This is a genomic window from Sulfuritortus calidifontis (genome assembly GCF_003967275.1).
GTDB classification, from domain to species: Bacteria; Pseudomonadota; Gammaproteobacteria; order Burkholderiales; family Thiobacillaceae; genus Sulfuritortus; species Sulfuritortus calidifontis.
Genome location: NZ_AP018721.1, coordinates 2,405,300 through 2,427,803, shown reverse-complemented (window position 1 = coordinate 2,427,803; position 22,504 = coordinate 2,405,300). Strand labels below are relative to the sequence as shown.

Genomic DNA, 22,504 nt, shown 5'->3' with positions numbered 1-22,504 from the left:
AAGGCTCAGCCAAGCGCGGCTTTCCGTTCAAGCAATTGAAGATAGATGCGTTCAATTTTGTCGATGCGGTCGGCCAGGGTAAAGCGGTCGGTCACCTTGCGCCGACCGTTTGTCCCGAAACGCCGCCGCAGATCGGCATCCGCGATCAGGCTTGCCAATTTGGCCGCCAGATCGGCATCGTCATCCGGCCGAAAAACGTAGCCATCGACGCCCACATTGACCAGATCCCGATTGCCCGGAATATCCGACACGACCACCGGCAATCCGCTCGACATGGCTTCAAGAATCGCCAGAGACAGACCTTCCCAGCGGGAGGGCAAGACGAAGATATCCAATCCGGCCAGCAGACCGGCCACATCGTCCTGCCAGCCGAGGATGCGAATCCTATCTGCGCAACCAACCTCCTGGAGGCGCGCCTCCAAACTGGGCCTCAGTTCACCGTCGCCGATCAAAAAAAATCGGGCCTGGTCATGACCACTGCGCAACAGCCTGATCGCCGCGCGGACAAAACAGTCGGGGTTCTTCTGGTGCCACAAACGGCCGACCATGCCGATTGCCACACAATCCGCAGTGACTCCCAGGTGTCCTTGCCGAATCAAGTTGCGCTCGGCCTCGCCGCGCGGTACGTAATGCAACACGTCCACACCGTTGGGAACCAGGTGGAGCCGGTCTGCGGCCACCTGCAAACGCTTGGCGGCCAGCTCCGCATCTTCCCGTTTCAGCAAGATCAGGGCATCGGTAATCCGTGCACCCAGCCATTCCAGCAATAGATACAGCCAAAACTGAAAGGCATTGCGGGCGGCCGGGAAGGCATAGCCATGCACGGTGTGCATCACCACCGGCACGCCGGCCAGGCGGCCGGCCAGGCGGCCCAAGATGCCGGTCTTGGAGGAATGGGTATGCACGATATCGAAGCGCTGTTCGCGAAACAGCCGGGTCAGTTTGTGCAGCGCCAGCCAATCCTGGCGCGGTGAAATCTCTCGCACCAGTTCCGGCACCAGGAAAAACGGGATGCCGGCACGCACCAGGGCCTCGGTGAAAGGCCCGGTTTCCTTGCAGATCACAAAGGGTTCGAAGCGATTGCGGTCTAGCCGAGTCAATTCGTCCAGACTCACTCGCTGTACACCGCTCATCAAGGGCAGCAGTTGCAGGTGGACGATGCGGATACGCCTGCTGCTCAAGCCGGCACCAGCCCGGTTGTCAGTGGCCATCGGTCATCTCCAAACAATGCCGCAGCACCTTGGCCATCTGTACCGGCCGGTTGAATTCACACTCGACACGCCGTCGCCCGGCTACCCCCATGCGCGTGCGCAATTCCGGCGAGCCGGCCAGCCGGGCAATCGCCGCCAGCCAGCCGGCGCGGTCGTCGCCCTCGACGATCAGACCCGTTTCGCCGTCCACCACCACCTCGGGGATGCCGCCGGCATTCGCCCCAATCACCGGCACCCCGGCCGCCATGGCCTCGACAACGACAAGCCCCATGCCTTCCTGACGGGAGGGCACCAACAGCGCATCGGTGGAGCGCATCAGATTCGGCACGTCGTCGCGCATGCCCAAAAAATGGATGCGTGGATGCGTCCGGTTCGGCAGGCCGTCGAGAAAACGGACATCCTCCGCGCTGCCCGAGGGCTTGCCGATAACCAGCAATCGCACGTTTGGACAGGCCGCGATCAGATCCGGCCAAAGGGAAAAAATCCGGTCGTGGCCCTTGCGCGGGGTGATGCTGCCCACGATCGCCAGCAACACGTCGTCCGCTTCGCCAGGCAGTTTATGGCGAATGGATACAGCCTGGTCGAAGCGCTTGAGATCGGCACCCTCGGAGACCTTGTGAATCCGGCGGCGAAACAGCCGCTTCTGCCAAGCCGGGTATTTTTTCAGGACGGCATCGGAAATGATCAGGTTGCGGCAGACCAGGGGCAGTTGCAGCCAATCCAGCCAGCCGTGCGGCTTGTCCAGCTTGTCCCAGGTCAGTACCGGCAGGCCGAGCGAGCGGGCCGCCAGCCCCGCCGTCAACAGGCCGCGCATGTCGTTGCAATACACACCGGCGACATCCAGCCGCCTGAGCGCGCGTCGAAGCGACAGCAGATAACGGGCCCATTGCGCCAGCATGCGCAGGTAACGCCAGCCACGATATCGATAAATGGCACCACCATAGGAAGACAACAATTCGGGGTAAGGCAAAATGGTTACCGGTATGCCGCGCCGCCGCACCTCGTCCACCAAGTGGCCTTCTGCCGTTGCCGCGACCAAGGGTTCGATGCCGGCGACGGGGCAGGCATCGAGTAGGGAAAGCAAGGTACGCTGCTGGCCGAACAGTACGTGGGGGTAGCTCTCGACAAAGACGATTTTTTTCAAGACTTCACCGCTTATACGATGCCGGGTGATTGTCGGTCACTCTCGTTCTGGCTTTCGATAGGCTGTGGGCCAGTGGGCCACGCTGCAATATGGCCTGCCTTATAGAAGTGCGGGGCACAAAGCTCCAGGACGCCACCAACAAACCGGCCAGCAGCCAGATCGTGCGCTGGCGCAGGCCGAACATGGTCATGTTGTAGAGCAGCAGCGTGACCATACCCACGGCCAATGCGAGCACCATCACCTTGCGCCAAGGGTCGGCAATCCGTCCTGCCTGGCGCAACGAATACCACAACATATGCAGCAACCAGAGCGAGAACAACAGCATCCCCACCATGCCTGTCTGCATCAACACCCCGGCGTAGGTGTTGTGGATTTCCTCCACCGCATACAGGCTGCCATAGACCTTTGGTCCAGTGCCCAGCAGCGGGTGATCCCCGATGTTGTTCATGACAAAGGCCAACTGCTCGGGCCGGGTATTATCCAGTTCCTGGTAACCGGCCAGCCAGTCGTAAAGCGTGACCACCGGCCTCTGCCATGGCGGCGTGGTCCCGAGCGCATAGTCACCCTGATAGTTGAACAGAACCACCGAGACATAAACCAGCAAGCCCACGCTCAGAGCCACGAACACATTCAAGATCGCGCCGATCCGGTACGGGCGGTTGTCCGTCGTCCGCGCGGCAACATAGACCACCCCGGCAACAGCCAGCAAAATCATCAACAAGGCAGTACGGCTGCCGGAACCGAAGGCGGTAATCAGTGCTCCCGTCAGCAGGCCCCACATTGCCACCTGCTGCAGGAGAGAAGCCCCCTTTCGCACCGCCATGAACACCATTGCCACGAAAATCGGCAGCAGGAAGGAGGGCACCTGGTTTTCGTTCTTCAGAGTGGAGGCGACGCGGCGGCTGAATTCTTCATATGCCCATTCCGGCGCATTGCCCAGCACGGCCCAAACGCCGACAAGGATTACCACAGCCGAGCCTGCCACCCACCACTTCACGCAGTCTTCCCAGTACGTCCATTCCCGCGCCAGCACCACCGTGGTCAGGAACACCAGGTAGCCATAGGCGAAATTCGCCGTTTCCACCAGGCTGGGCAGGAATATCTCGGTGTCGGCATAAGCTATGTTGTTAACGCCGAACGACAACAGGGTCCAGAGAATGAATGCCGCTCCCAGGTAGAGGGAGAGCCTTTGTTCGCGCCGCAGTGGACCGGCGTTGGTCAAGTGACCTCTATGCAGCAGCAGCGCAAACCAGGTCAGCAAAAACACCAGTTCGGTCGCCGCCAGCTTGTCGCGCACAACCGGCAGTTCCGGCGTGATGAGAATGCCGGAAGTAAAGAACGCCAGATAAAGCCCGCGTGCCGGTTGGCGGCCAAACCAAACTAACAATGCCACGAACGCGGCAAGGCCGAACGGGACCAGCAGCGGCCAGAATTCTTCTGCCAGTTCAAGCATCGGTTTCCTCCAATCCGTGCCGTTGCCGGATACGCCGTTTCAAACCATGCGGTATATACGGATAGATCAGGCGTGCCAGCGGGTAGAGATAAAACCGGACAGGCAGGCCGAAACGGCGCACGGCGCGCGCGCAAAGGCGGGCCAGCCGCAGGTTCTGCCGCCAGGTCTTGTAGCGGCTTTGAAAAAAACTTTCCCCGCGCACATAACGCTTCACCAGCACCTCGGGCAGATTGGCCACCTTGTGGCGTTCGGCCACGCGCAGGAAAAACTCGAAGTCGATCAGATAAGGCTGGGCCGGGTCGTAATTGATGCCCTCGTCGATCAGGCTGCGACGGAACATGGCGCCGCTATGGCAATACGGGATGCACTTGGCCGACTGGCGGCGAATCTCCATGTCCGAGAGCGGGTAAATCCGGCGATGATGCTCGCCGCGCCGGCTGTCTTCCTGCTCTTCGCCGCAGCCGACCCAGGCATGGTCCGGGTGCGCATCGAGGAACGCCGCCTGCCTTTCCAGCCGCTCGGGGTAGCTGATGTCATCGGCATCGAGATTGGCAATATAGCGACCGCGTGCCTCACGGCAGGCCATGGCCAATGCGGCCGCACGGCCGCTGCGCGGCAGGTGGATGATGCGCAGGCGCGGGTCGGACAGGGCATCCAGTATTGCGAATGTGCCATCCGTGGAACCGTCATTGACGATCAGAATTTCTATGTCGTGCAGGGTCTGTGCAAGCAAGCTCTCCACCGCGTGCGCGACAAAATCCTCGCCATTGAAGACGGTGACGATGGCAGTGACTCGAGGGGCGCTCATGCCTTGAGGTCTCGATATGCCAGATGGCAACGCACGATCAACGAAGAGGCCAGCATGGGAAAAAGACGCGGCAGCAGGCGGGTTTCCAGCGGGTTGAGCAGGCGGGTCAGGATATGGCCAAGCCGCCCATGCAGGGGGTTGATGGTTACGCGATCCGCATACCAGGCGTCGATGGCAAAGCCGCAGCGTTGCAGCAGGGCGGAAAACTCCGCGTGGCCCCAGGCATAGACATGCTCCGGATGGTCGGCCGCGCGTGAATGGAACAAAGCGCGCATCACGCGTATCGGCCGCAGGGGGTTTGGCACCGCGAATACATAGGCCTTGGCCGACAACTCGGCAAATGACTTGAGCGCAAACGAAGGGGAGTCGACATGTTCGAGCACGTGCGAGCAGACGATCACATCGAAGCCTATGCCGGGAAAAACCCGCGCTATATCACCGATGCCGCCCTGGCGGCAGTCGCCAAAGCGGCTGGCGGTCACGACACAGTCCAGCTCCATATCTATGCCATGCGTGACATATCCACGCATTTGAAGACGCTGCAACAATTCGCCGCGGCCGACGCCTGCATCGAGCACGCGACAGCACCTGGTTTCGATGCCGCAATCATCGACCGCCTTGGCGAGTGCAACATAAAGCCCCTCTCTCAACAACGCTTCCTGCTTGCCCAGTTGCAGAGAGATATGCCTTAACTGATCTGAGTCCATGCTCATCTTTGGTACCCGGAGGACAAGGCCCGATAAAGCTGCAAATAGGCGTTCGTCATCCTGTTTGCCGACAAGCGCTCCAATTGCGCTACAGGCAAAGTATGCTGCGCAATGCCCGACTCTGCCGCCGTGGCGAAGGGGAGCCCCGCCAGTGCATCGGCCAGGGCCTGAACGTCACCCGGTGGAAAAAAATGGGCGACGCCATCAACGCCGGTAAGCAACTCGCGGAACACCGGAATGTCGCTCACCACGAGCGGCGTGCCGCAGACCAGGGCCTCGGCCACCACCAACCCAAACCCCTCCTGCACCTGGCTGCTAGGCACGACCACCAGCTCTGCCGCAGCCATCTCGCGCAGCACCACGTCATGCGGCAGCCAGCCCAGGAAAGTCACATTATCCTCCAGGTCAAGCTCGGCAACCCGGCGACGCAGGGTGGCTTCCATGGGGCCGCTGCCGATCAGACGAAGCTGGATTTTCGGATGCCTGCCCACCACCTCTGGCAGGGCCTCGATCAGCCATTGCTGGCCCTTCACCGGCACCATGCGCCCGGCGCAGACAAGGCGGCCCGGCACCCGCTCGGCTACGTCCGCAGTGGCGGCGCGAATTCTGTCGATATCGACGCCGTTCGGAATTACCACATGCTGCCGTGCACCATGAGGCTGCACCCCCTCCATGCTGCCGGCCTTGCGGCCGAAGGAACGTGCCACCGCATGCGATACATAAACCACCGCCGCGCAATATCGCTCGGTCAAGCGCAGGCCCCAGCGGTAGTGTAGGCGCATGGAGCCATAAAGCTCGTGCTGGGTGGAGACGATGACCGGCACGTCCTCGCGCGCCGACACCCAGCGCGCCACAATCGAAGGCACCGCGAAGTTGGTATGTACGATATCGGGCCGCAGGCGGCGCAGCAGCTTGCGGAACGCACGGGCGAAGACCCAATGCTGACGGATCAGGTCCCAGGGCCGATGCTTGGGCGGTACCTGGATGCGAACCACCTCAACCCCGCCCGGCACGTCCTGGGAAAAGGCGTGACGGCCATCATCCCACATGACGCAGGTGGCTCGCCCGCCCTGTGCCATAAAGCCCACGGCGATATGGCCCATCAGGCCCCAGATGGACTTGGCGCCAATTCGGTCGACGTAAAGCACGTGCATCAGTTTGCCACCTGTTTGAAAATTTCCAGATAAGGACGATAAGCCTTTTCCTCCGAGAAATGCTGTCGAACGAATTCGCGCCCCTTCAGGCCGATGGCTATCGACGCTTCGGGGTGGGTCATGTGCCACTCGATCCACCGTGCCAGGCCGGTCGCATCCCCAACGGGAAATCTGTGGCCCGTTACCCCCTGTTCGATATAGCCACGCGCTGCCGCGAAATCGGCGGTGATGGTTGGCACACCGGCCGCCATGGCTTCGAGCGCCGCGAGGCCTAGCCCCTCGAAGCGCGATGGCAGCACGAACAAATCAGCCGTAGACAACGCCTGCACAAGCTGGTCTTTGCCCGCATGGCCATGAAAGGCCGTCTGGACGCCGCATCGTTTGGCGAGCGAGTCCAGCTCATTTTGCAGGATACCGCTGCCATAAAACTCAATGGCCGTTCGTTGGCGCAGCGGAAGGGGCAGCCGAGCGACCGCCTCGATCAGGGTTGCCCAGTCCTTTTCGGCCGCCAGCCGCCCCATCGCGATGAGGGTGAACGCTTCCGCGGTCGGCCGCTGTTTGTCGCGCGGGCAGGTGAAGAATAGCGGGTCGACGCCGCCGGGAATGGCGGACGGCCAAATATTGCGGCCTTTCAACGGATTGAGCACCTGTTTCGATACCCCAATCACGGTGGATGAGAGTCGAATCGCAAGCCGCCAATAGAGCCGGTGGCGAAGCCCCCAGGATTCAAGCGGCATGTGCAGCGTGGTCACGGTCGGGTATCGCAGTGCCCGGCACACCAGCATCGCCGGTAGAAGGTGGGCATACAGGTGCAGGCTGACCACGTCGGGCCGTTGTTGACGCAGCGCCTTGGGCAGGCCGGCCAGGCCGATTACGCGAATTCTGTTTCGCGGTAAAAAATCGACGGCGTCCTCATCGCCATTGTTTAGTAGTGCAAGGGTGACTTCGAAATTTTGGGCCGCGAGCAGGCGCACTAGCCCGGCGACATAGGTTTCTGTGCCACCGTTGCCCCAGCATTCCATGAGCACCAAGACCTTCGAACTCACTTGCCCCCCAATTTATCGAATGATCGCATATACCCCTCGTCGGCCACCGGTTAAAGGCGACGGCCGAGATCGAGGGCGATTCTTTTTAGCGCGTGGATCATATTGTTGCAGCCGCGCCGCATGGCCAGCACGAGGCCATTTTTAACATACGAAACGGCGAAATACGGCACACTCCGGTCGGTCCAGTCGAATTTGTATTTTTCGCAGCCGCGCAAAAAATCGAACTTCCTGAGCCCCTGTGCGTAGCATTCTTCTATCAGCATGCTGATGTGAACTTTGCCCGGCGAGTAGGATTCGAATGCTTTATCGTAAGTCGGGATGTAATAGTAAAAGCAATACCTGTCGACGAAACCCAGATGCCAGCTGATTGCTCGGTCGTTCAATGCCAAGCTCGAAAAATGCACCGTCTCGCCGAGGGAAGCTTCCAGAAGCCGGGCGAAAAACAGCGAATCGCTTTCAGGGGGATGCCATTTTCTCGATCGTGCTTCGGTGAAGGCTTCGAATTCGGCCAGCGCGGCCGGCAGGTTATCGGCCGTGTATTTCCGGTAAGACAAATGGCCAATTTCGGATAGCCTTCTTTTTTGCCGATTCACATCTCCGCGCACTGCGCCCTTGAGGGCTTTGCTGTAGGCTTCGTAGCTGCTGTAAGCAGTGAGATCGATGGCCGGCGATGACTCATCCGATTGAGTCGAGCCCACTAGGTTTGTTCTTAGCCTGGGGATGTCGAAGCCATCCAGCCGGCCAGGGAAGCTGTCGAGGACAGCAGGCAGTTGCGTGAAGAAAAATTCAGTCAGCGCTTTCTTTCTGGCCGGGCTGCTGGCCGCGACGATGGGGTCGTGATGATCGAATAGAAAGTATCCGGCCGGAATCAGGGTATTGAGCCAGCAATTGCGGTAGCCCCGGTTGCCGATGACGAAGGGGTAAAAGATCGCCTCATTGTCGACACGGTTTTGCAGAATCACAAAAAATGGCTTTATTTCGTTCGGCTGAGAGTCATGCCAGGGCCGGACGACGCTCGGGTGAAAGAAGACATTCGGTTCACAATCGGCATCGATCAAGCCGAGCCAGCGTTCGATATAGGCACTGTCGCAGATGCTCGCCCAGTCCGTCGCGATGTCGATCTGCCAGTCAGTCTGGTTCGAAAAAAACCTCGTATTCATTTCTGAACTCGCGCATCAGTGTGTCGGGCAGCCTGCCAATGATCGGCGCCTTGTTCGGGCAAGCCGGATCGACCGCATTTTCATAGATGGCGATCGCGGCCATCTTATTCGGGTGGCCCGGGACGATGTTGAGCTTGAATGCTCGGCCTTTTACTCGACGGAAAAGGTCTTTCCGTCTGAAACGATAAAGCATCCAGGTCGGATAGCTGAACACTTCAACATTCCTGCCCTTCAGGGCGGCCATGACGATGGCGTTCGTGTTGATATGGTCGCTGTGGGTGTCGAGCTCGTGTGGGATGAGAATCTGACTTGGCTTGATGTCGTCGATAATCTTTCCGACCCGAAGGGCGGCCTCGTCAAAGCGATGGGAGCCTGGCGCGGGCACGCCGTCATCCGGCAGGTCGAGCCAGTGCATTTTGATCCCACTGCCGCCTAGCGTGTCCAATGCCTGCCTGGCCAGTTGGCGCCTTGCTGCGGCAATTTTCCCCCTGTCTAGCTCGCAGCAGTCTGCGTGGCTGGCCTCGCCCTGGGTCATGTATAAGATATCGATTCGTTCATGCCGCGCCAGTTTGTGGGCGATCAATCCGCCGCAGGCGAAAACCTCATCGTCGGGGTGGGGGGCGACGATCAGGGCGCTGCCGGGTGGAAAGGCGGTCGATGGCAGGAGATGCGCGAGGGTCTTTTTAAAGAAGAGTGACCTTTCCAGTAGAGCCCGCGTCAGCAGATTCCGCAACGAAAAAATGGGGCCGGCGAGGAATAGCATGAAGACGTCTTTTGCCAGGGCGCGTGCACCCAGCCCGGCCGTGTCGCCACCAAAATAGCCATTCCTCAAAACAATCCTCAGCAACGCCCTGGCCCTGACGATGAAGTTCGCCCGCGAATAGAGTAGGCTGCGCGCAAGATGGAAGAGGCGCATCCGGTTGTAGTAGGAGATCGCCCTGAGTGCCGTGGCTTGATCCAGCAGATGCATCAGCGCCCACATGGTTTTTTTGTATTCGTTGGCAATTCCTGCCAGAAGTAAGTAATGCTTTTTATAAGCAGTCGTAAGGTGTTTCCAGGGCTTGGTTGCCACAGGTTTTGCCTTCGTGGCTGTTACAGTGGCTTCATGGCGGCGCCAGATGGCAAGCGGCTCTTTGATGTATGCGATGTTTCCCAATGAGTTCGCCAAGAAATAGAACCACTGGTCATGTGCCTGCATTCTTCCCGGATAATTGTAATCTTCAGGTCGGCGGTCATGCGGCAGACTTGTTAATTCCTTCGCTACGCACTGCGTAAACCCTGGTGGAACCCACCATAAGCGATTCTGCAGGGGTCTTTTCGTCGAGTCGGTTTTGATGTCTAGTTCGAGGCTCCAGCCTGGTGCCAGGTTTTTATTGGCTACGATAGCGGCATGGGCCACCAGGAGCACATCATTATTAAAACGTCGTGAAACGGTTTCCAGCTTGTGCGGCAGCCACACATCGTCCTGATCGCAGAAGGCGATCCAGTCGCCTTCGCACAGGCTCGCGGCCTTGAGGAAGTTGTCCGCATAGCCGAGATTCTTTTCGTTGCGGTGAATTCGGACAGGGAAGGGCGCCCTGACGGCGAAGCGCTCGGCGATTTCCAGCGTGGCGTCGGTCGAACCGTCATCGCAAATCACCAGCTCGCACGGTAGCAGGGTCTGTGCCGCCAAGCTGTCGAGCTGCTCCTGTAAGTACTTGGCCCCGTTGTAGGTGGCCATGGCGATGGAGATGCGCATGGGTGCCTCGAAATTTATTCCGTCCCGCCCAGTAGGTACCTTCTGAGTCGGTCGGTCTGCTTCAGATAGTGGAAGCGAAAATCCTGATACCAATCATCCGGCAGGATGGCCTCGGCTAGACGCACAGGCAGCATGCGGAGGGTGCGGAGAATGGGGTGTCCACTTGGAGATGGCGTCGAGCGGATGGCATTCATGTCTGCAATCAGACGGTCTAGTTCGCCGATTTCCTGTTGGAGCCAAGTCGGCTGGTCGGCCGCCGAAGCGCTCGCCGCATATTCGCGCTTGATGCCGATGAAATACAGGTCTCTCGTACTTTTTACCCGGTAGAAGCGATGGAAACCGAAATGCCTATCCAGGTCGATTCGGCTGGTGAAATCCTTGGTGTCCAGATTCCTGTAGTAGGACCAGCCGATGCTGGTGGTGCCCGGGCTGTCGGTCTGGCTGGTCCGCTCGGTTCCGTGCTCCGCCCGCCCTTTTGAGGCGCAGGTAAACAACACCACGCCGTTCGGTCTGGTGATACGGATCATGTTCAGGAAGGTTTCAAGCCAGTAGGGATTATGCTCGAATGCCTCGCAGGAGATCGAGATGTCGTAGGTGTTGCTTTCACCAAATTCATGGCCAGAGTCGACGATATCGACTCCTGGGCCCGCGACCAGGTCGATGCCGGTATAACGCTTGGCCCAAGTGAAGTGCGCGCGAATGTTGCCGTTGACGTCGTAAGAGCCGATTTCCACGACACTGCCATCGGTGAGGTGGCGGGCCAGCAGGGTGGAGCAGGCCGCGACAAAAGCAATCTGATTAGGGTGGCTCATGCTTGCTTATTCAATAGGTCGTGAAAATAGCGTCGCGTGCGGGCATGGGCAGCCACGGCCATTTGACGCAGTATCGGGGATTTGAGAAAGGCCCAGGCCATGGCCAACAGGGTCAGTGCCATACCTAGGATATAGGCGTCTGCTTGCCACGTGACTGCAAGCCACGCCATAAAAATCAAGACAGCGCCCGGCCATATGTAATACCAACTTGATTTGGCGACACCAGCCAGCCAGAACAGGATGTTCGAATCGAGCCAGACCCTGGCAGTCCAGGCCATGGCTACGCCGGGCAAGCCGCCCAAGTGCGCGCCCAGCCATAACATGCCAAGGAAGACGGGTAATGTGAAAAGGTGCAGTTTCGTCAGCAGATCGGGTCGGCCCCTGGCTTCCAGCAGGCTGAAAGGGATATGCGCGATGCTATTGATCCATATTCCGACCAGGAAGGTGGCGGTAAGCGGGGTGGCATCTTTTGCGATTTCTGGGCCGACCCAGAGCTCCAGGAAAGGGCCTGCTATGAACATGCCTGCCACTGTCAGTGGCGTAAGGAGGGCGGCCAAAGTCAGCATTGCGCTATGGGCGAGTTCATTGGCTTCCTCTGGCGCCTGGGCGGAAAGCCGCGGAAACAACGTGCGGGACAGTGAGCCGGGCAATATGCGCAGTGGATTGACCAGATTGAAGGGTACCGTATAGATGGCTACGGCACGGGCCCCCAACATGGCACCGATTATGAAACGATCGAGGGTCTCCAGGATCGGGATGATCGAGTTGGTAACTGATACCCACCCACCGTAGACGAGCAAGGGCTTGGCCCATTGGGGATGCCACTGGGCTGTTTGAATGGGTAGCTCCTTGCGCTGCGCCAGGTAGAGTATGGCGAGTGTGAGCACTCTTACCCCAATGGCTGCGGCGATGATCCCTTCCAGTTGCGGGCCATATGCAATGGCAACCATGAGTGGAATTATCTGAATCAACGCAGTGCTTAGCACGTGAATAATGTTCACGGCCAGAAAGCGTTCCCGGCCATCCATGGCGCCAACGAGAACCCCCCTAAGAGTGGCCAGCGGGATGGCGGCGGCCATCCATGGCAATGCAGCCAAGATTTCCGCGCGCAGCGGCGCCGCCATTTTGAATACGTTTTCAAGCAACGGGGGCGCTGCGATATATAGGGCTACGCTGCCAATGAGACCGAAGACTGCGTTTAATGCGAGTGCCGTCCAGACTACTGCCTGTCGTTCTGCCGGCGTGGCGTTGCGCATCTTGGCGATTTGGTTGGCTGTCGCGCGCGAGAGGCCAAGATCGAAGAGGCTGAAGTAGCCTAACAGTATCCAGGCAATGGCCAGTACGCCATAACGTTCTACTCCCAGGAGTTGGAGGTAAATGGGTACGGTTATTAATGAAATGCCGAGTGGCAATAGGTTGCCGGTAAGGTTGTAGAAGGTATTGCGGCGAATGCTCAAGATGGCCGCCTATTTCGGATGGTTGACCGTAGGGCTCGAGTAACGGGGCCCCCGCCGCTTATGCTGAAAGCCAAGGCGGCATCGACAAGGTCAATCATGGTGTCGAGCGACATGTTCAGCTTCCGCCAAATCGATGGGGCCTGTTTGCTCAGGCATGGCTTGGAATACAAGCGAACCGGCTACAGCGTGTAATTGTATGGCCATTGTATACCTAGAAGGTTTTACATCTGCCGTTCCCGCGCCAGCTTAGCCTGCAGCTCCTGCCACAGGCGCACCGCGCTGGCGCCGCCCTTGCGGCTCTGGCCGCTGGCCATCCAGAGATCATCGTCATTGAAGCTGTAGACCGGCTCCAGGTCGGTGCGCTCCGAGCCGCGCTTGATGGGGTTGATCAGGTTGTCGAGGATGAGGGGATCGGCCTCGGGCGTGGGGTAGTAGGCCAGCACCATGTGCGAGACGCCCAGGTTGAGGGCGCGTACGTAGGTGATGCGCATGCGTTCGATCGGCAGGCCGAGTTCCTTCAGGGTCAGGTACTTGGCGATGGAGTAGTCCTCGCAGTCGGCGCCGTACGAGCCCAGGGTTTCAACCGGGGTAGCCCAATAGTCGGGTACGCGCCAATGCACCTGGTCCTCGTAATAAGGCACACGGTTGAAGAAGTTGTTGACCGCGACGAGGACGGGCATTTCGGCCTGGCCGTCCTGGCTGCGCAGGGCCTTGAGCCGCAGGTTGCCGCCTTCCTGGGCCTGGATTTTTCTGGCCAAAATTTGCCAGGCATAAAGCCTTGCCGGCGCCTCGGGGCCGAAGCGCTGGCTGACGTGGTCGATCAGGCCTTTGGAAAAATCGACGATGCTGGCCGCGCTGCGCAGGGCGAGCAGGCCGCCGGCAATGATCAGGCAAAGGGTCAGTAAACGGCGAAATGGCATCCCGGGGCGCCTATTGGGCTATGCGGCGCGTTGTGACTATGAGGCGATGCTAATGGGATTCTGCGGGATTTGCCAGAAAGGCGGGCGGGACAGGGGTTGACGATTGTGGCCAGCCATTCTCATCAGGCACCGAGCAGGCGACGCGCCAGGAGGGATTGCATGTCCCGCCGGCCGTCGGCGATCACGTAGATGTGAATTTTCTGCCCGATCACCCGATAGATCACTCGGTAGGGCTTGAAAGAAGTCTGCCGATAGTCCCGAATGCCGAGGGCAACCAGTTCCTTGGGGTAGGGGCCGCGTTCAGGGAAGGCGGACAGGCTTTCTACGGCTTTTAGCAAGCGATCCAGCACATGGTCGGCGCTGGCCTTGCAGTCGAATTCCGCGATGTAGTCGTAGATCGACTCCAGATCCTGCTCGGCGCCCTGGGTGAGCAGCACCTCATACTTGCGAGCCGCCATTATTGGGCGGCCTGTTTGATCCGCAACCTCGCGACGACCTCACTCACGGGCTTCACTTTGCCCGCCTCGACTTCAGCATTGCCGAGGGCGAGAATTTTCAGCAACGCCAGAGTTTCCTGCGTCTCCTCATAGGAGGCCACATCCTGGATGACCGCCTTGGCCTCCCCATTCTGGGTGATAACCAGCGGCTCGCGCCTCTCGGTCAATTGGGTTAAGACCTCGGCGGCGTTCGCCTTGAGGTAGCTGATGGGTTTAACTTGAACAGAGTAGCGCATTGCAAAATCCTCGGGACATGGTCAGGACTGAATATAGTCTTTAAAATGGCTCGCGGCAATGAGCATATCTTGGTTGCGCGCGTCAGTGCTGGTTACGGTCGGTTACACCTGGGGGGCTTTGAATAGGGCCTCATTCCGGGCGGAGCGGAGCGAAGACCCGGAATCCAAGGGACGTGGTTTTTTCGAGGTGCATGGCAATCGAGGGAGGCAGTGCGGAGGAGGTTGCTCGCTGTCGCGTTGCATCCGCGACAACTCGGCCTTGCGCTGCGCTCCAGGCCCGCCCTGCGGGCGTCCCACGACGCATGCGTCGTGGTCGAACTCAGGGAGTCCTCACCAGCCCCCGACACCACAAATAACAAAGGGCACCCGGTGGGTGCCCGGTTTTATTCAGGGCAGGTGGTAACCAAGTGGGGGTGTGCGGAGGAGGTTGCTCGCTGTCGCGTTGCATCCGCGACAACTCGGCCTTGCGCTGCGCTCCAGGCCCGCCCTGCGGGCGTCCCACGACGCATGCGTCGTGGTCGAACTCAGGGAGTCCTCACCAGCCCCCGACACCACAAATAACAAAGGGCACCCGGTGGGTGCCCTTTGTTATTTGGTGGTGCAGACGCGACCGGAATCCAACCCACTCTCTCAACGATTGAGCAATCCCGGGCAATCCTGCGGGTTGTTGTGGACGCAATGGCCCCGGCAATGAACGCCGGTCAGTCAGTGCAGGGCGGACTCTCACCTTGTGCGGCGCCGATTGACCGGTAGCGTCGCAGCCTACCATCGAGTGGTTAGCCCCAGCTATGACCGATGGCCCGCCAGCGCGTGTTGGTCAACGAGTTGGCCCGACATCCGCTGGCGTGCAGTTCACGAATTGAATCGAGTAGTCATTGGTTGGAATGACCCTTACGGAGAAGACCATCGAGTCGAGCGACCTCGTTGCCGTTGGCTGTAATCTTCTGGCCATCGACCGTTTCGAGCGATTGCCCCTCTTTCAGGTGGATAGTCCGTCCGAACTTGTCTTCCAGCGCCATCTTGCCGTCCTCGAATACATACAGGGTTCCACCGTCCTTGAGGAGGAACATTTTCTTGGCGCTGGCCGCTGCCGCGTCACCAGCGAACGATGGGGTTACGATGGCGCTCAGCACGGTGGCGGCGACAACAGCGGTAATCCTGGCTTTCATCTCTACACTCCTTTCAATCAAACGTGAAGGCATTTCTGTCAATGCCTTGTGCGACTGCACAGTATGTATTCTGCGAAGCCACCGCTGACGGGAAGATGAGACGGCCGTTACGTATATGTCAGATTCCATTCGGGATGGGATCGGGATTAATCGTGTGCCAATCTCAATGCATTCCTGCTCACCGGGGCGGGGCGCGGACTCATCGCCACATCGGTGCAAGTGCTTATGGCGATGCCGACTGGGCGCCAAGTGCGGTATCGGTGTGAGGCGGCTCAGGTGCCGTGGTCGAGAGCATTCCAGGCCTCGATAGGGATCAGGTGTCCAACGTCGGGTGGCAACCGATACGACAGACCCAGCGATCTGGGAGTGCAACCAGCACCCACCACGGCACGCGCGACGATCCTCGTGTTCAGACAAGACGGACGCCGCGCAAACGCAGCGCATTGCCGATCACCGATGCGGAGCTGAGACTCATCGCCAGGGCGGCGATCAACGGTGAAAGCAGCCAACCGGTGAGCGGATACAGCACGCCGGCCGCAATGGGAATGCCCAGTGCGTTGTAGAGAAAGGCGAACATCAGGTTCTGCTTCATGTTGCGGACCGTGGCCACTGACAAGGCGCGCGCCACCGCAATACCGCGCAGGTCACCCTTGACGAGCGTGATCTGTGCGCTGTTCATCGCCACGTCGGTGCCGGTGCCCATGGCGATACCGACGTCGGCCTTTGCCAAGGCCGGGGCATCATTGATGCCGTCACCAGCCATCGCAACGATACGCCCCTCGCGCTGCAGCCGCTCCACCAGTTGCAGTTTGTCGGCGGGCTTGACCTCGCCATGCACCTCATCGATGCCCAAGCGCGCCGCCACGGCCTTGGCCGTGGTCAGACCGTCGCCCGTGGCCATGACGACGCGCAAGCCCTCCGCGCGCAACGACGCCAGCGCTTGCGGTGTGGTCTTCTTCACCGGGTCGGCGACGGCCAGGACTGCGGCGAGCACGCCATCGACGGCCAGATGCATCACGCTGGCACCCTCACCGCGCAGCGCCTCCGCCCGCTCGGCCAATGGCCGCACGTCCACACCGAGCTGTTCCATCAGCGCGGTGTTGCCCAGTGCCACGGCATGTCCATCGACGCGCCCGCGCACGCCGATGCCTGAGTGCGAGTCGAACTCCTCGGCGCGTGAGAGCACCAGGCCCTGCTCGCGCGCGGCCGTGACGATGGCTTCCGCCAGCGGGTGCTCGCTGCCCTGGTCGAGGCTGGCAGCCAGTCGCAAGGCTTCGCCGGCGGTGAAGCCTTCGGCTGCGATCGTCGTCTGATAGCGCGGCCGGCCCTCGGTCAATGTGCCGGTCTTGTCGACGATCAGGGTATCGACCTGGCGCATTTTCTCGATCGCGGCGGCATCGCGAAACAGCACCCCCTGCGTAGCCCCTCGCCCGGTCGCCACCATGATCGACATGGGCGTGGCCAAGCCCAGCGCGCAGGGGCAGGCGATGATCAGCACAGCCACGGCGTTGATGAGGCCAAAAACCCAACGCGGTTCCGGCCCGAACAGGCCCCAGGCAAAAAAGGTCAGCACGGCGATGGACACCGTCGCGACCACGAAATAGCCCGCCACGACATCGGCCATGCGCTGCATCGGCGCCTTGGACCGCTGCGCCTGCGCCACCATCTGCACAATCTGGGACAGCATGGTCGCCGAGCCGACACGTTCGGCGACCATGACGAGCGCGCCACTGGTATTGAGCGTCGCACCGATGACCTTGTCGCCCACCCGCTTGGTCACGGGCAGGGACTCCCCCGTCAGCATCGATTCGTCCACAGCGCTGCTGCCCTCGATTACCGTACCATCTACCGGAACCTTTTCGCCGGGTCGAATGCGCAGCCGATCGCCGACATGGATGTGCGTCAGGGGCACGTCCTCTTCCGTGCCATCGTCGCGAAGGCGCCGGGCGGTCTTGGGGGCCAGTCCGAGCAAGGACTTGATGGCGGCCGAGGTCTGCGAACGCGCCTTGAGTTCCAGTACCTGCCCCAGCAGGGTCAGGGAAATGATCACCGCCGCCGCCTCGAAGTACACCGCGACCCGTCCCATGGACACGAACGAGTCCGGGAACAGTTGTGGGGCCACGGTCGCCGCCACGCTGTAGACGAACGCCGCCCCGGTGCCCAGCCCGATCAGGGTCCACATGTTCGGGCTGCGATGGACCACGGACTGCCAGCCGCGCACGAAGAACGGCCGACCCGCCCACAGGACGATGGGCAGGGACAGAACGAGTTCGATCCAGGTCTGTGTGCGCGCCTCGAACCAATGCAACTGGTGGCCGAACATGGCAAGCACAGTGACCATGACGGTCAGCGGCAGGGTGCACCAGAAGCGGCGCTGGAAATCGCGCAGCTCGGGACTCTCTTCTTCTTGGAGATCGGGCAGCACCGGCTCCAGCGCCATGCCGCACTTCGGACAATGACCGGGGTGATCCTGCCGGATCTCGGGGTGCATGGGGCAGGTGTAGATGGTTCCTGCGGCCAGCGCCGGCGCTTCGACAGGCGAAGGCGCGTGGCCGCTGTGGGCATAGCGCGCCGGTTCGGCGACGAACTTCGCCCGGCACCGGGCGCTGCAGAAATAAAAGCGCCGGCCTGCGTGTTCGACGTGGTGCTCGGACTGCGCGGTCACGTCCATGCCGCAGACAGGGTCCTTCAGACCTTCGGCCCGCTGCTGTGCGCTCGGGTGGTCGTGGGCGTGTCGGCGGTGTTCGTGGTCTGATCGCAGGTCCATGACTTCACGCCTCCCTGTTGGCGGGTTTGTCGGGCGGCGCACCATGCCCGCCATCGCCACCGTGGCCATGCAGCAGGTGCATCAGCGGGCACGCCAGCAGCAACAGGTACACCCAATTGCCTGCGACATGGATCCAGTGCTCGCGCAGCAGGTAGAAGCCGCCGATGAGGGCAACCATCAGCAACGCGATCCTGACACGCCGGCTCAGGCCGGACGAGCCACGCGTGTCGGGGTGGTGATCATGATGCGTCGCGCTCATCGCCGGGTGAGGGGTTTCTTCATGGATGGGAACTGAACACTTGTGCCGACCCGTCTTTCCCAACCAGCAAGACCTGGTAGGCATCACGTCGGCCGCCATACACCGGCCCGTCCATGCCGGGTGAACCAATGGGCATGCCCGGCACCGCCAAGCCCAGGGCTTGGGGCTTTTCCTTGAGCAGCCGCTGGATGTCCGTTGCGGGTACGTGGCCTTCGATCACATAGCCCTGAATCAGGGCCGTATGGCAGGAACCGAATTTCTGCGGCATCCCGAGGCGAGTGCGGGCTGCGCTGTTGCCCTGGTCGACGGCACTCACGCGGAATCCGCTTTTCTCCAGGTGGGCAATCCAGTCCTTGCAACACCCACAGTTCGGGTCCTTCCACACCTGCACGGCAAGCGTCTGCGGTGCGGCGGCTGGTGCCAGGGAGGGAAGACTCAGCGCAAGCACCGCCAGCAGCAGCCTGCGCCGCCGGGGGAACGGTTGATCAACGGTTTGGTGCATGACAAGGACCCCCGGTGACGCTGCTTATTCGACGACGATCTTGCCCACCATGCCCGCTTCCATATGGCCGGGGACGAGGCAGGCGAAGTCCACCGTACCGGGCCGATCGAACTGCCAAACCAGCCCGCCGCGCTGGCCAGGCTGGAGCGTCACCATGTTTGGTTCGGCATGCTGCATCTGCGGCATCTTGCGCATCATCTCGGCGTGCGCCTTGAGTTCCTTCATTGAGCCGATCACCATTTCGTGCGGCACCTTGCCCGCGTTTTTGACAAAGAAGCGGATCGTCTCGCCCTTCTTGACCGTGATGGTGGCGGGCGTGAACCGCATCGAGTCGTCCATGACCACCTCGATGGTGCGGTCGACCTTGGCGGGATCGCCTGGCTTGCCGACTTCGGAGGGTGATGTGCCCCCGTGCATCGAACCGTGCATGCCCTGCATGTCGTGCCCGGCCATGTCATGGCCGCCCTGATGGTCCCCACCGGCCAGCGCCAACACAGGCAAGGCGGTCAGCATCAAAACGCTCAGGGTTTTCTTCATCATCGGTTTCTCCTTAGGGTTGGTGAATAAGATCGGAGTTGCGCGTGGCGGCTTCTAGAACCACAGCCGCACACCCGCCACATAACGCGTTTCCCGGGTACGCTGTCCTTCGGCGCGCGCAAAATCGGCGGTCTGTCCGAACTTGCCAGCCCATTCGACGCCGACGTAGGGCGCGAACTGGCGCGAGAACTCGTAACGCAGGCGCAAGCCCGCCGCTGCATCGGCCAGCCCACTTCCCAGGCCACGCGCTTCATCGCGCCGGCCATACAGATTGACTTCCATGCGGGGCTGCAGAATCAGGCGCTGGGTGAGCAGGAGCTCGTACTCGCCCGACAGGCGCAGTGCCGTGCGTCCCGAGCTGCCGACGTAGGCGGTGGCATCGACATGGAACCAGTACGGCGCGAGTCCCCGGATGCCGAAAGCGAGCCAGGTCCGGTCAGGCCCCGTGCCGCTGTCCTGCCGCACCCCGAGTTGGGTGTCCCAGTACGAGGCGATCGCATGGCCCCACAGGACCTCCGTGCGTGCCTCCTCCAGTTTGCCTTTGGCGACGTCACCCTCGGCCTTGAGGACCAGGCGGTCGTAGGTGCCGCCGAACCAGGCTTGCGCGTCATAGGTGGTCGCGTTCCCCTCCTTCGTGTGAACGCGTTCCAGGCGATCGAGGAGCACGCTGCCGAACGCATGTTCATCGGACAGCCGCAGTTGCCGTGGCCCGGGGAGTGCGTAAGGGCCCGACTCCAAAGTCAAGCCATTGGAATACGCGTGCGGATCACGGGCATCGGCGGGGGCGGGGCCGCCCTGCATGTTCATGCTGCCGTGGTCCATGGTGGCGCTCGCGGGCGATTCGGCTCGCGTTGGGGCTGGAGCCGTGCCCGGGTGCCCGGCATGGCCGCCGCCTTCCATCGTTGTTTGCGCCCAGACGGGTGCCGCACCGAGCAACACCAGCGCCGCAGTGAAGAGAGAACAGGGTTTCATGGCGAATCTTCTTTTGATCAGTTTCATGACACGACCACCACGCGGAACATGCCCATGTCCATGTGCAACATCAGGTGGCAGTGCCAGGCCCAGCGACCCAGGGCGTCGGCGGTCACGAGGAAGCTGACGCGCTGCGCGGGTTGAACCGGGATGGTGTGGCGACGCACCAGGAACTGCCCGTCGGGCGTTTCCACCTCGCTCCACATCCCGTGCAAATGCATCGGGTGCGTCATCATCGTGTCGTTGTGCAGGATGACGCGCACCCGCTCGCCGTACTTCAGGTGCACCGGCGTGCTCTTGCCGAACTCGAGGCCGTCGAGCGACCAGGCATAGCGCTCCATGTTGCCGGTGAGGTGCAGCTCGATCTCGCGCTCGGCCCCGCGTGGGTCGAGAGGACCACCGATCGTCCTGAGATCCGCCAGCGTCAGCACGCGCCGGCCGTTGTTGCGCAGGCCAATGCCCGGATCGTCAAGATTGGTGCGCGGCATGTCCACCCGCATATCCGTGCTTGGGCCGTATTCCGTGCGTGCGTGACGGACCGTGGCGCTGGGCTTGGCCATCGCGCCGCCTGTCATGCCATGCATCGCGTGCTGGCCGTGATCCATGGCCATCGCGCCATGGTTCATGCCGGACATGTCGTGCTTCATGCCCGGCATGTCGTGGCCCATCGCGCCGTGGTCCATCGCGCCCATGGCCGAGCCGCCATGCCCCATCGCGCCGTGGTCCATCGCGCCCATCATGTCGGCCATGGTGAGCCATTCGACGGGATCGAGCGCAGGCACGGCGGCGCTCAAGCCCTCGCGCACCGCGAGCGTGCCGCGGGCGAAGCCGGTTCGATCCATCGATTGCGCGAAGATCGTGTAGGCGTCCTCTCGGGGCGTGACGATCACGTCGTAGGTCTCGCCCGGCCCGAAGCGGAACTCATCGACGGTCACGGGCTCGACGTTCTGCCCGTCGCTTTGCACCACCGTCATCTTGAGCCCCGGGATGCGCACGTCGTAGAAGGTGTTGGCCGCGCCGTTGATGAACCGCAGACGCACGCGCTCGCCCGGCCGGAACAGGCCAGTCCAATTGCCGGCAGGGGTGACGCCGTTCATCAGGTAGGTCAATGTCGCCCCCGAGAGATCGGCCAGATCGGTCGGGTTCATCCGCATCTGGTTCCACATCGCACGCTTGTCGAGTGCGCGGGAAAGCCCCATGTCGGCGACGTCGCGGAAGAAGTCGATGGCCGTCGGCTGGTGGTAGTTGTAGTAGTCGCCCTGCACCTTAAGCTTGGCGAGCACCCGCATGGGGTCTTCGTCGGTCCAGTCGGACAGCTGCACCACGTAGTCCCGGTCGGCGCGGATAGGGTCTGCCTCACGCGGCTCGACGATCAACGCCCCGTACATGCCGGTCTGCTCCTGCATGCCGGAGTGCGAGTGATACCAGTAGGTGCCGGTTTGTTCGAGGCGAAACTGGTAGGTGAAGGTTTCGCCAGGGGCGATGCCCGGGAAACTGACCCCAGGCACCCCGTCCATCTGGTAGGGCAGGATGATCCCGTGCCAGTGGATCGAGGTGGCCTCGCGCAGGCGGTTGGTGACGCGGATGGTGACCGTGTCGCCCTCCCGAAGTTTGAGCGTCGGCGCCGGGATGGAGCCGTTGATGGTGGTCGCCATCCTTGGCCTGCCGGTGAAGTTGACCGGCGACTCGGCAACCACCAGGTCGATGTTCGTGCCGCTGAGCACGGGCGCCGCACCCGTGCGCGTGTCGGCCAGCCCCTGCGCCGCAGCACGCACCCAGGGTGACAGGCCGACCATCACGCCGCCGGCGACCAAGCCGCGCACGAAGCGCCGCCGCGAGGGCATCAACGGCAATGGCAAATGAAACGGACTCAAAGATGGCATGGGCTTCTCGCGATGAGTTACTGAAGTCGTGGGTGAGATGCTATGGAGCCACCCCTGTCAGGATGCTGTTCG

Annotated in this window: 21 protein-coding genes; all 21 read right to left on the bottom strand. The window is 61.2% G+C overall.

The features are described 5' to 3' along the window. Positions 1-5: 5 nt before the first annotated feature. The 21 genes from EL388_RS12305 to EL388_RS12205 all read right to left on the bottom strand — a co-directional run bounded on the left by EL388_RS12305 (position 6) and on the right by EL388_RS12205 (position 22,393). Entirely contained in the window at positions 6-1,211 is a 1,206-nt protein-coding gene (locus EL388_RS12305) for a glycosyltransferase family 4 protein (protein WP_126463682.1), read from the bottom strand. Beyond that, positions 1,201-2,355 carry a glycosyltransferase family 4 protein gene (locus tag EL388_RS12300; protein WP_126463681.1) on the bottom strand — a complete coding sequence of 385 codons (1,155 nt, stop codon included), beginning with the start codon at positions 2,353-2,355 and terminating at the stop codon, positions 1,201-1,203. The genes EL388_RS12305 and EL388_RS12300 overlap by 11 nt, the downstream gene beginning before the upstream one ends. Positions 2,356-2,359: 4 nt before the next feature. Next, positions 2,360-3,808 carry an O-antigen ligase family protein gene (locus EL388_RS12295; protein ID WP_126463680.1) on the bottom strand — a complete coding sequence of 483 codons (1,449 nt, stop codon included), beginning with the start codon at positions 3,806-3,808 and terminating at the stop codon, positions 2,360-2,362. Then, positions 3,801-4,616, bottom strand: coding sequence for a glycosyltransferase family 2 protein (locus tag EL388_RS12290; RefSeq protein ID WP_126463679.1), 816 nt, complete (start codon positions 4,614-4,616; stop codon positions 3,801-3,803). The genes EL388_RS12295 and EL388_RS12290 overlap by 8 nt, the downstream gene beginning before the upstream one ends. Beyond that, positions 4,613-5,329 carry a class I SAM-dependent methyltransferase gene (locus EL388_RS12285; RefSeq protein WP_126463678.1) on the bottom strand — a complete coding sequence of 239 codons (717 nt, stop codon included), beginning with the start codon at positions 5,327-5,329 and terminating at the stop codon, positions 4,613-4,615. The genes EL388_RS12290 and EL388_RS12285 overlap by 4 nt, the downstream gene beginning before the upstream one ends. After that, positions 5,326-6,477, bottom strand: coding sequence for a glycosyltransferase family 4 protein (locus tag EL388_RS12280; RefSeq protein WP_126463677.1), 1,152 nt, complete (start codon positions 6,475-6,477; stop codon positions 5,326-5,328). Before EL388_RS12280 ends, EL388_RS12285 begins: the two co-directional genes overlap by 4 nt. Next, complete coding sequence (locus EL388_RS12275) at positions 6,477-7,523, bottom strand: glycosyltransferase family 4 protein (protein WP_126463676.1); 1,047 nt, start codon at positions 7,521-7,523, stop codon at positions 6,477-6,479. Before EL388_RS12275 ends, EL388_RS12280 begins: the two co-directional genes overlap by 1 nt. 50 nt (positions 7,524-7,573) lie before the next feature. Next, a complete protein-coding gene (locus EL388_RS12270) occupies positions 7,574-8,683 on the bottom strand; it encodes a GNAT family N-acetyltransferase (protein WP_126463675.1) in 1,110 nt (369 codons plus the stop codon). Beyond that, entirely contained in the window at positions 8,652-10,421 is a 1,770-nt protein-coding gene (locus tag EL388_RS12265) for a glycosyltransferase (RefSeq protein WP_126463674.1), read from the bottom strand. The genes EL388_RS12270 and EL388_RS12265 overlap by 32 nt, the downstream gene beginning before the upstream one ends. 14 nt (positions 10,422-10,435) lie before the next feature. Beyond that, on the bottom strand, positions 10,436-11,233 hold the full coding sequence (locus EL388_RS12260) for a class I SAM-dependent methyltransferase (protein ID WP_126463673.1): 798 nt from the start codon (positions 11,231-11,233) through the stop codon (positions 10,436-10,438). Then, on the bottom strand, positions 11,230-12,690 hold the full coding sequence (locus EL388_RS12255; RefSeq protein ID WP_165919147.1) for a flippase: 1,461 nt from the start codon (positions 12,688-12,690) through the stop codon (positions 11,230-11,232). The genes EL388_RS12260 and EL388_RS12255 overlap by 4 nt, the downstream gene beginning before the upstream one ends. Before the next feature lie 221 nt (positions 12,691-12,911). After that, positions 12,912-13,610: a transglutaminase-like cysteine peptidase gene (locus EL388_RS12250; RefSeq protein ID WP_126463671.1), complete on the bottom strand. Its 699-nt coding sequence runs from the start codon at positions 13,608-13,610 to the stop codon at positions 12,912-12,914. Between the two features lie 122 nt (positions 13,611-13,732). Further along, positions 13,733-14,068: a type II toxin-antitoxin system RelE/ParE family toxin gene (locus EL388_RS12245; RefSeq protein WP_126463670.1), complete on the bottom strand. Its 336-nt coding sequence runs from the start codon at positions 14,066-14,068 to the stop codon at positions 13,733-13,735. Continuing rightward, positions 14,068-14,343 carry a type II toxin-antitoxin system Phd/YefM family antitoxin gene (locus EL388_RS12240; RefSeq protein ID WP_126463669.1) on the bottom strand — a complete coding sequence of 92 codons (276 nt, stop codon included), beginning with the start codon at positions 14,341-14,343 and terminating at the stop codon, positions 14,068-14,070. The genes EL388_RS12245 and EL388_RS12240 overlap by 1 nt, the downstream gene beginning before the upstream one ends. A gap of 872 nt (positions 14,344-15,215) precedes the next feature. Further along, on the bottom strand, positions 15,216-15,512 hold the full coding sequence (locus tag EL388_RS12235) for a CopK family periplasmic copper-binding protein (RefSeq protein WP_126463668.1): 297 nt from the start codon (positions 15,510-15,512) through the stop codon (positions 15,216-15,218). 409 nt (positions 15,513-15,921) lie between these two features. Beyond that, positions 15,922-18,279 (bottom strand): heavy metal translocating P-type ATPase, encoded by a 2,358-nt coding sequence (locus EL388_RS12230; RefSeq protein ID WP_126463667.1) that lies wholly within the window; start codon positions 18,277-18,279, stop codon positions 15,922-15,924. Between the two features lie 4 nt (positions 18,280-18,283). Next, positions 18,284-18,538, bottom strand: a complete 255-nt coding sequence (locus EL388_RS12225) for a DUF2933 domain-containing protein (protein ID WP_019562346.1) — start codon at positions 18,536-18,538, stop codon at positions 18,284-18,286. Between the two features lie 19 nt (positions 18,539-18,557). Beyond that, entirely contained in the window at positions 18,558-19,040 is a 483-nt protein-coding gene (locus EL388_RS12220; protein ID WP_068607198.1) for a DUF411 domain-containing protein, read from the bottom strand. Between the two features lie 24 nt (positions 19,041-19,064). Further along, positions 19,065-19,580 carry a cupredoxin domain-containing protein gene (locus EL388_RS12215; RefSeq protein WP_126463666.1) on the bottom strand — a complete coding sequence of 172 codons (516 nt, stop codon included), beginning with the start codon at positions 19,578-19,580 and terminating at the stop codon, positions 19,065-19,067. 51 nt (positions 19,581-19,631) lie between these two features. Further along, entirely contained in the window at positions 19,632-20,576 is a 945-nt protein-coding gene (locus tag EL388_RS12210) for a copper resistance protein B (protein ID WP_126463665.1), read from the bottom strand. Continuing rightward, on the bottom strand, positions 20,573-22,393 hold the full coding sequence (locus EL388_RS12205; protein ID WP_476756001.1) for a copper resistance system multicopper oxidase: 1,821 nt from the start codon (positions 22,391-22,393) through the stop codon (positions 20,573-20,575). The genes EL388_RS12210 and EL388_RS12205 overlap by 4 nt, the downstream gene beginning before the upstream one ends. Positions 22,394-22,504: the final 111 nt, after the last annotated feature.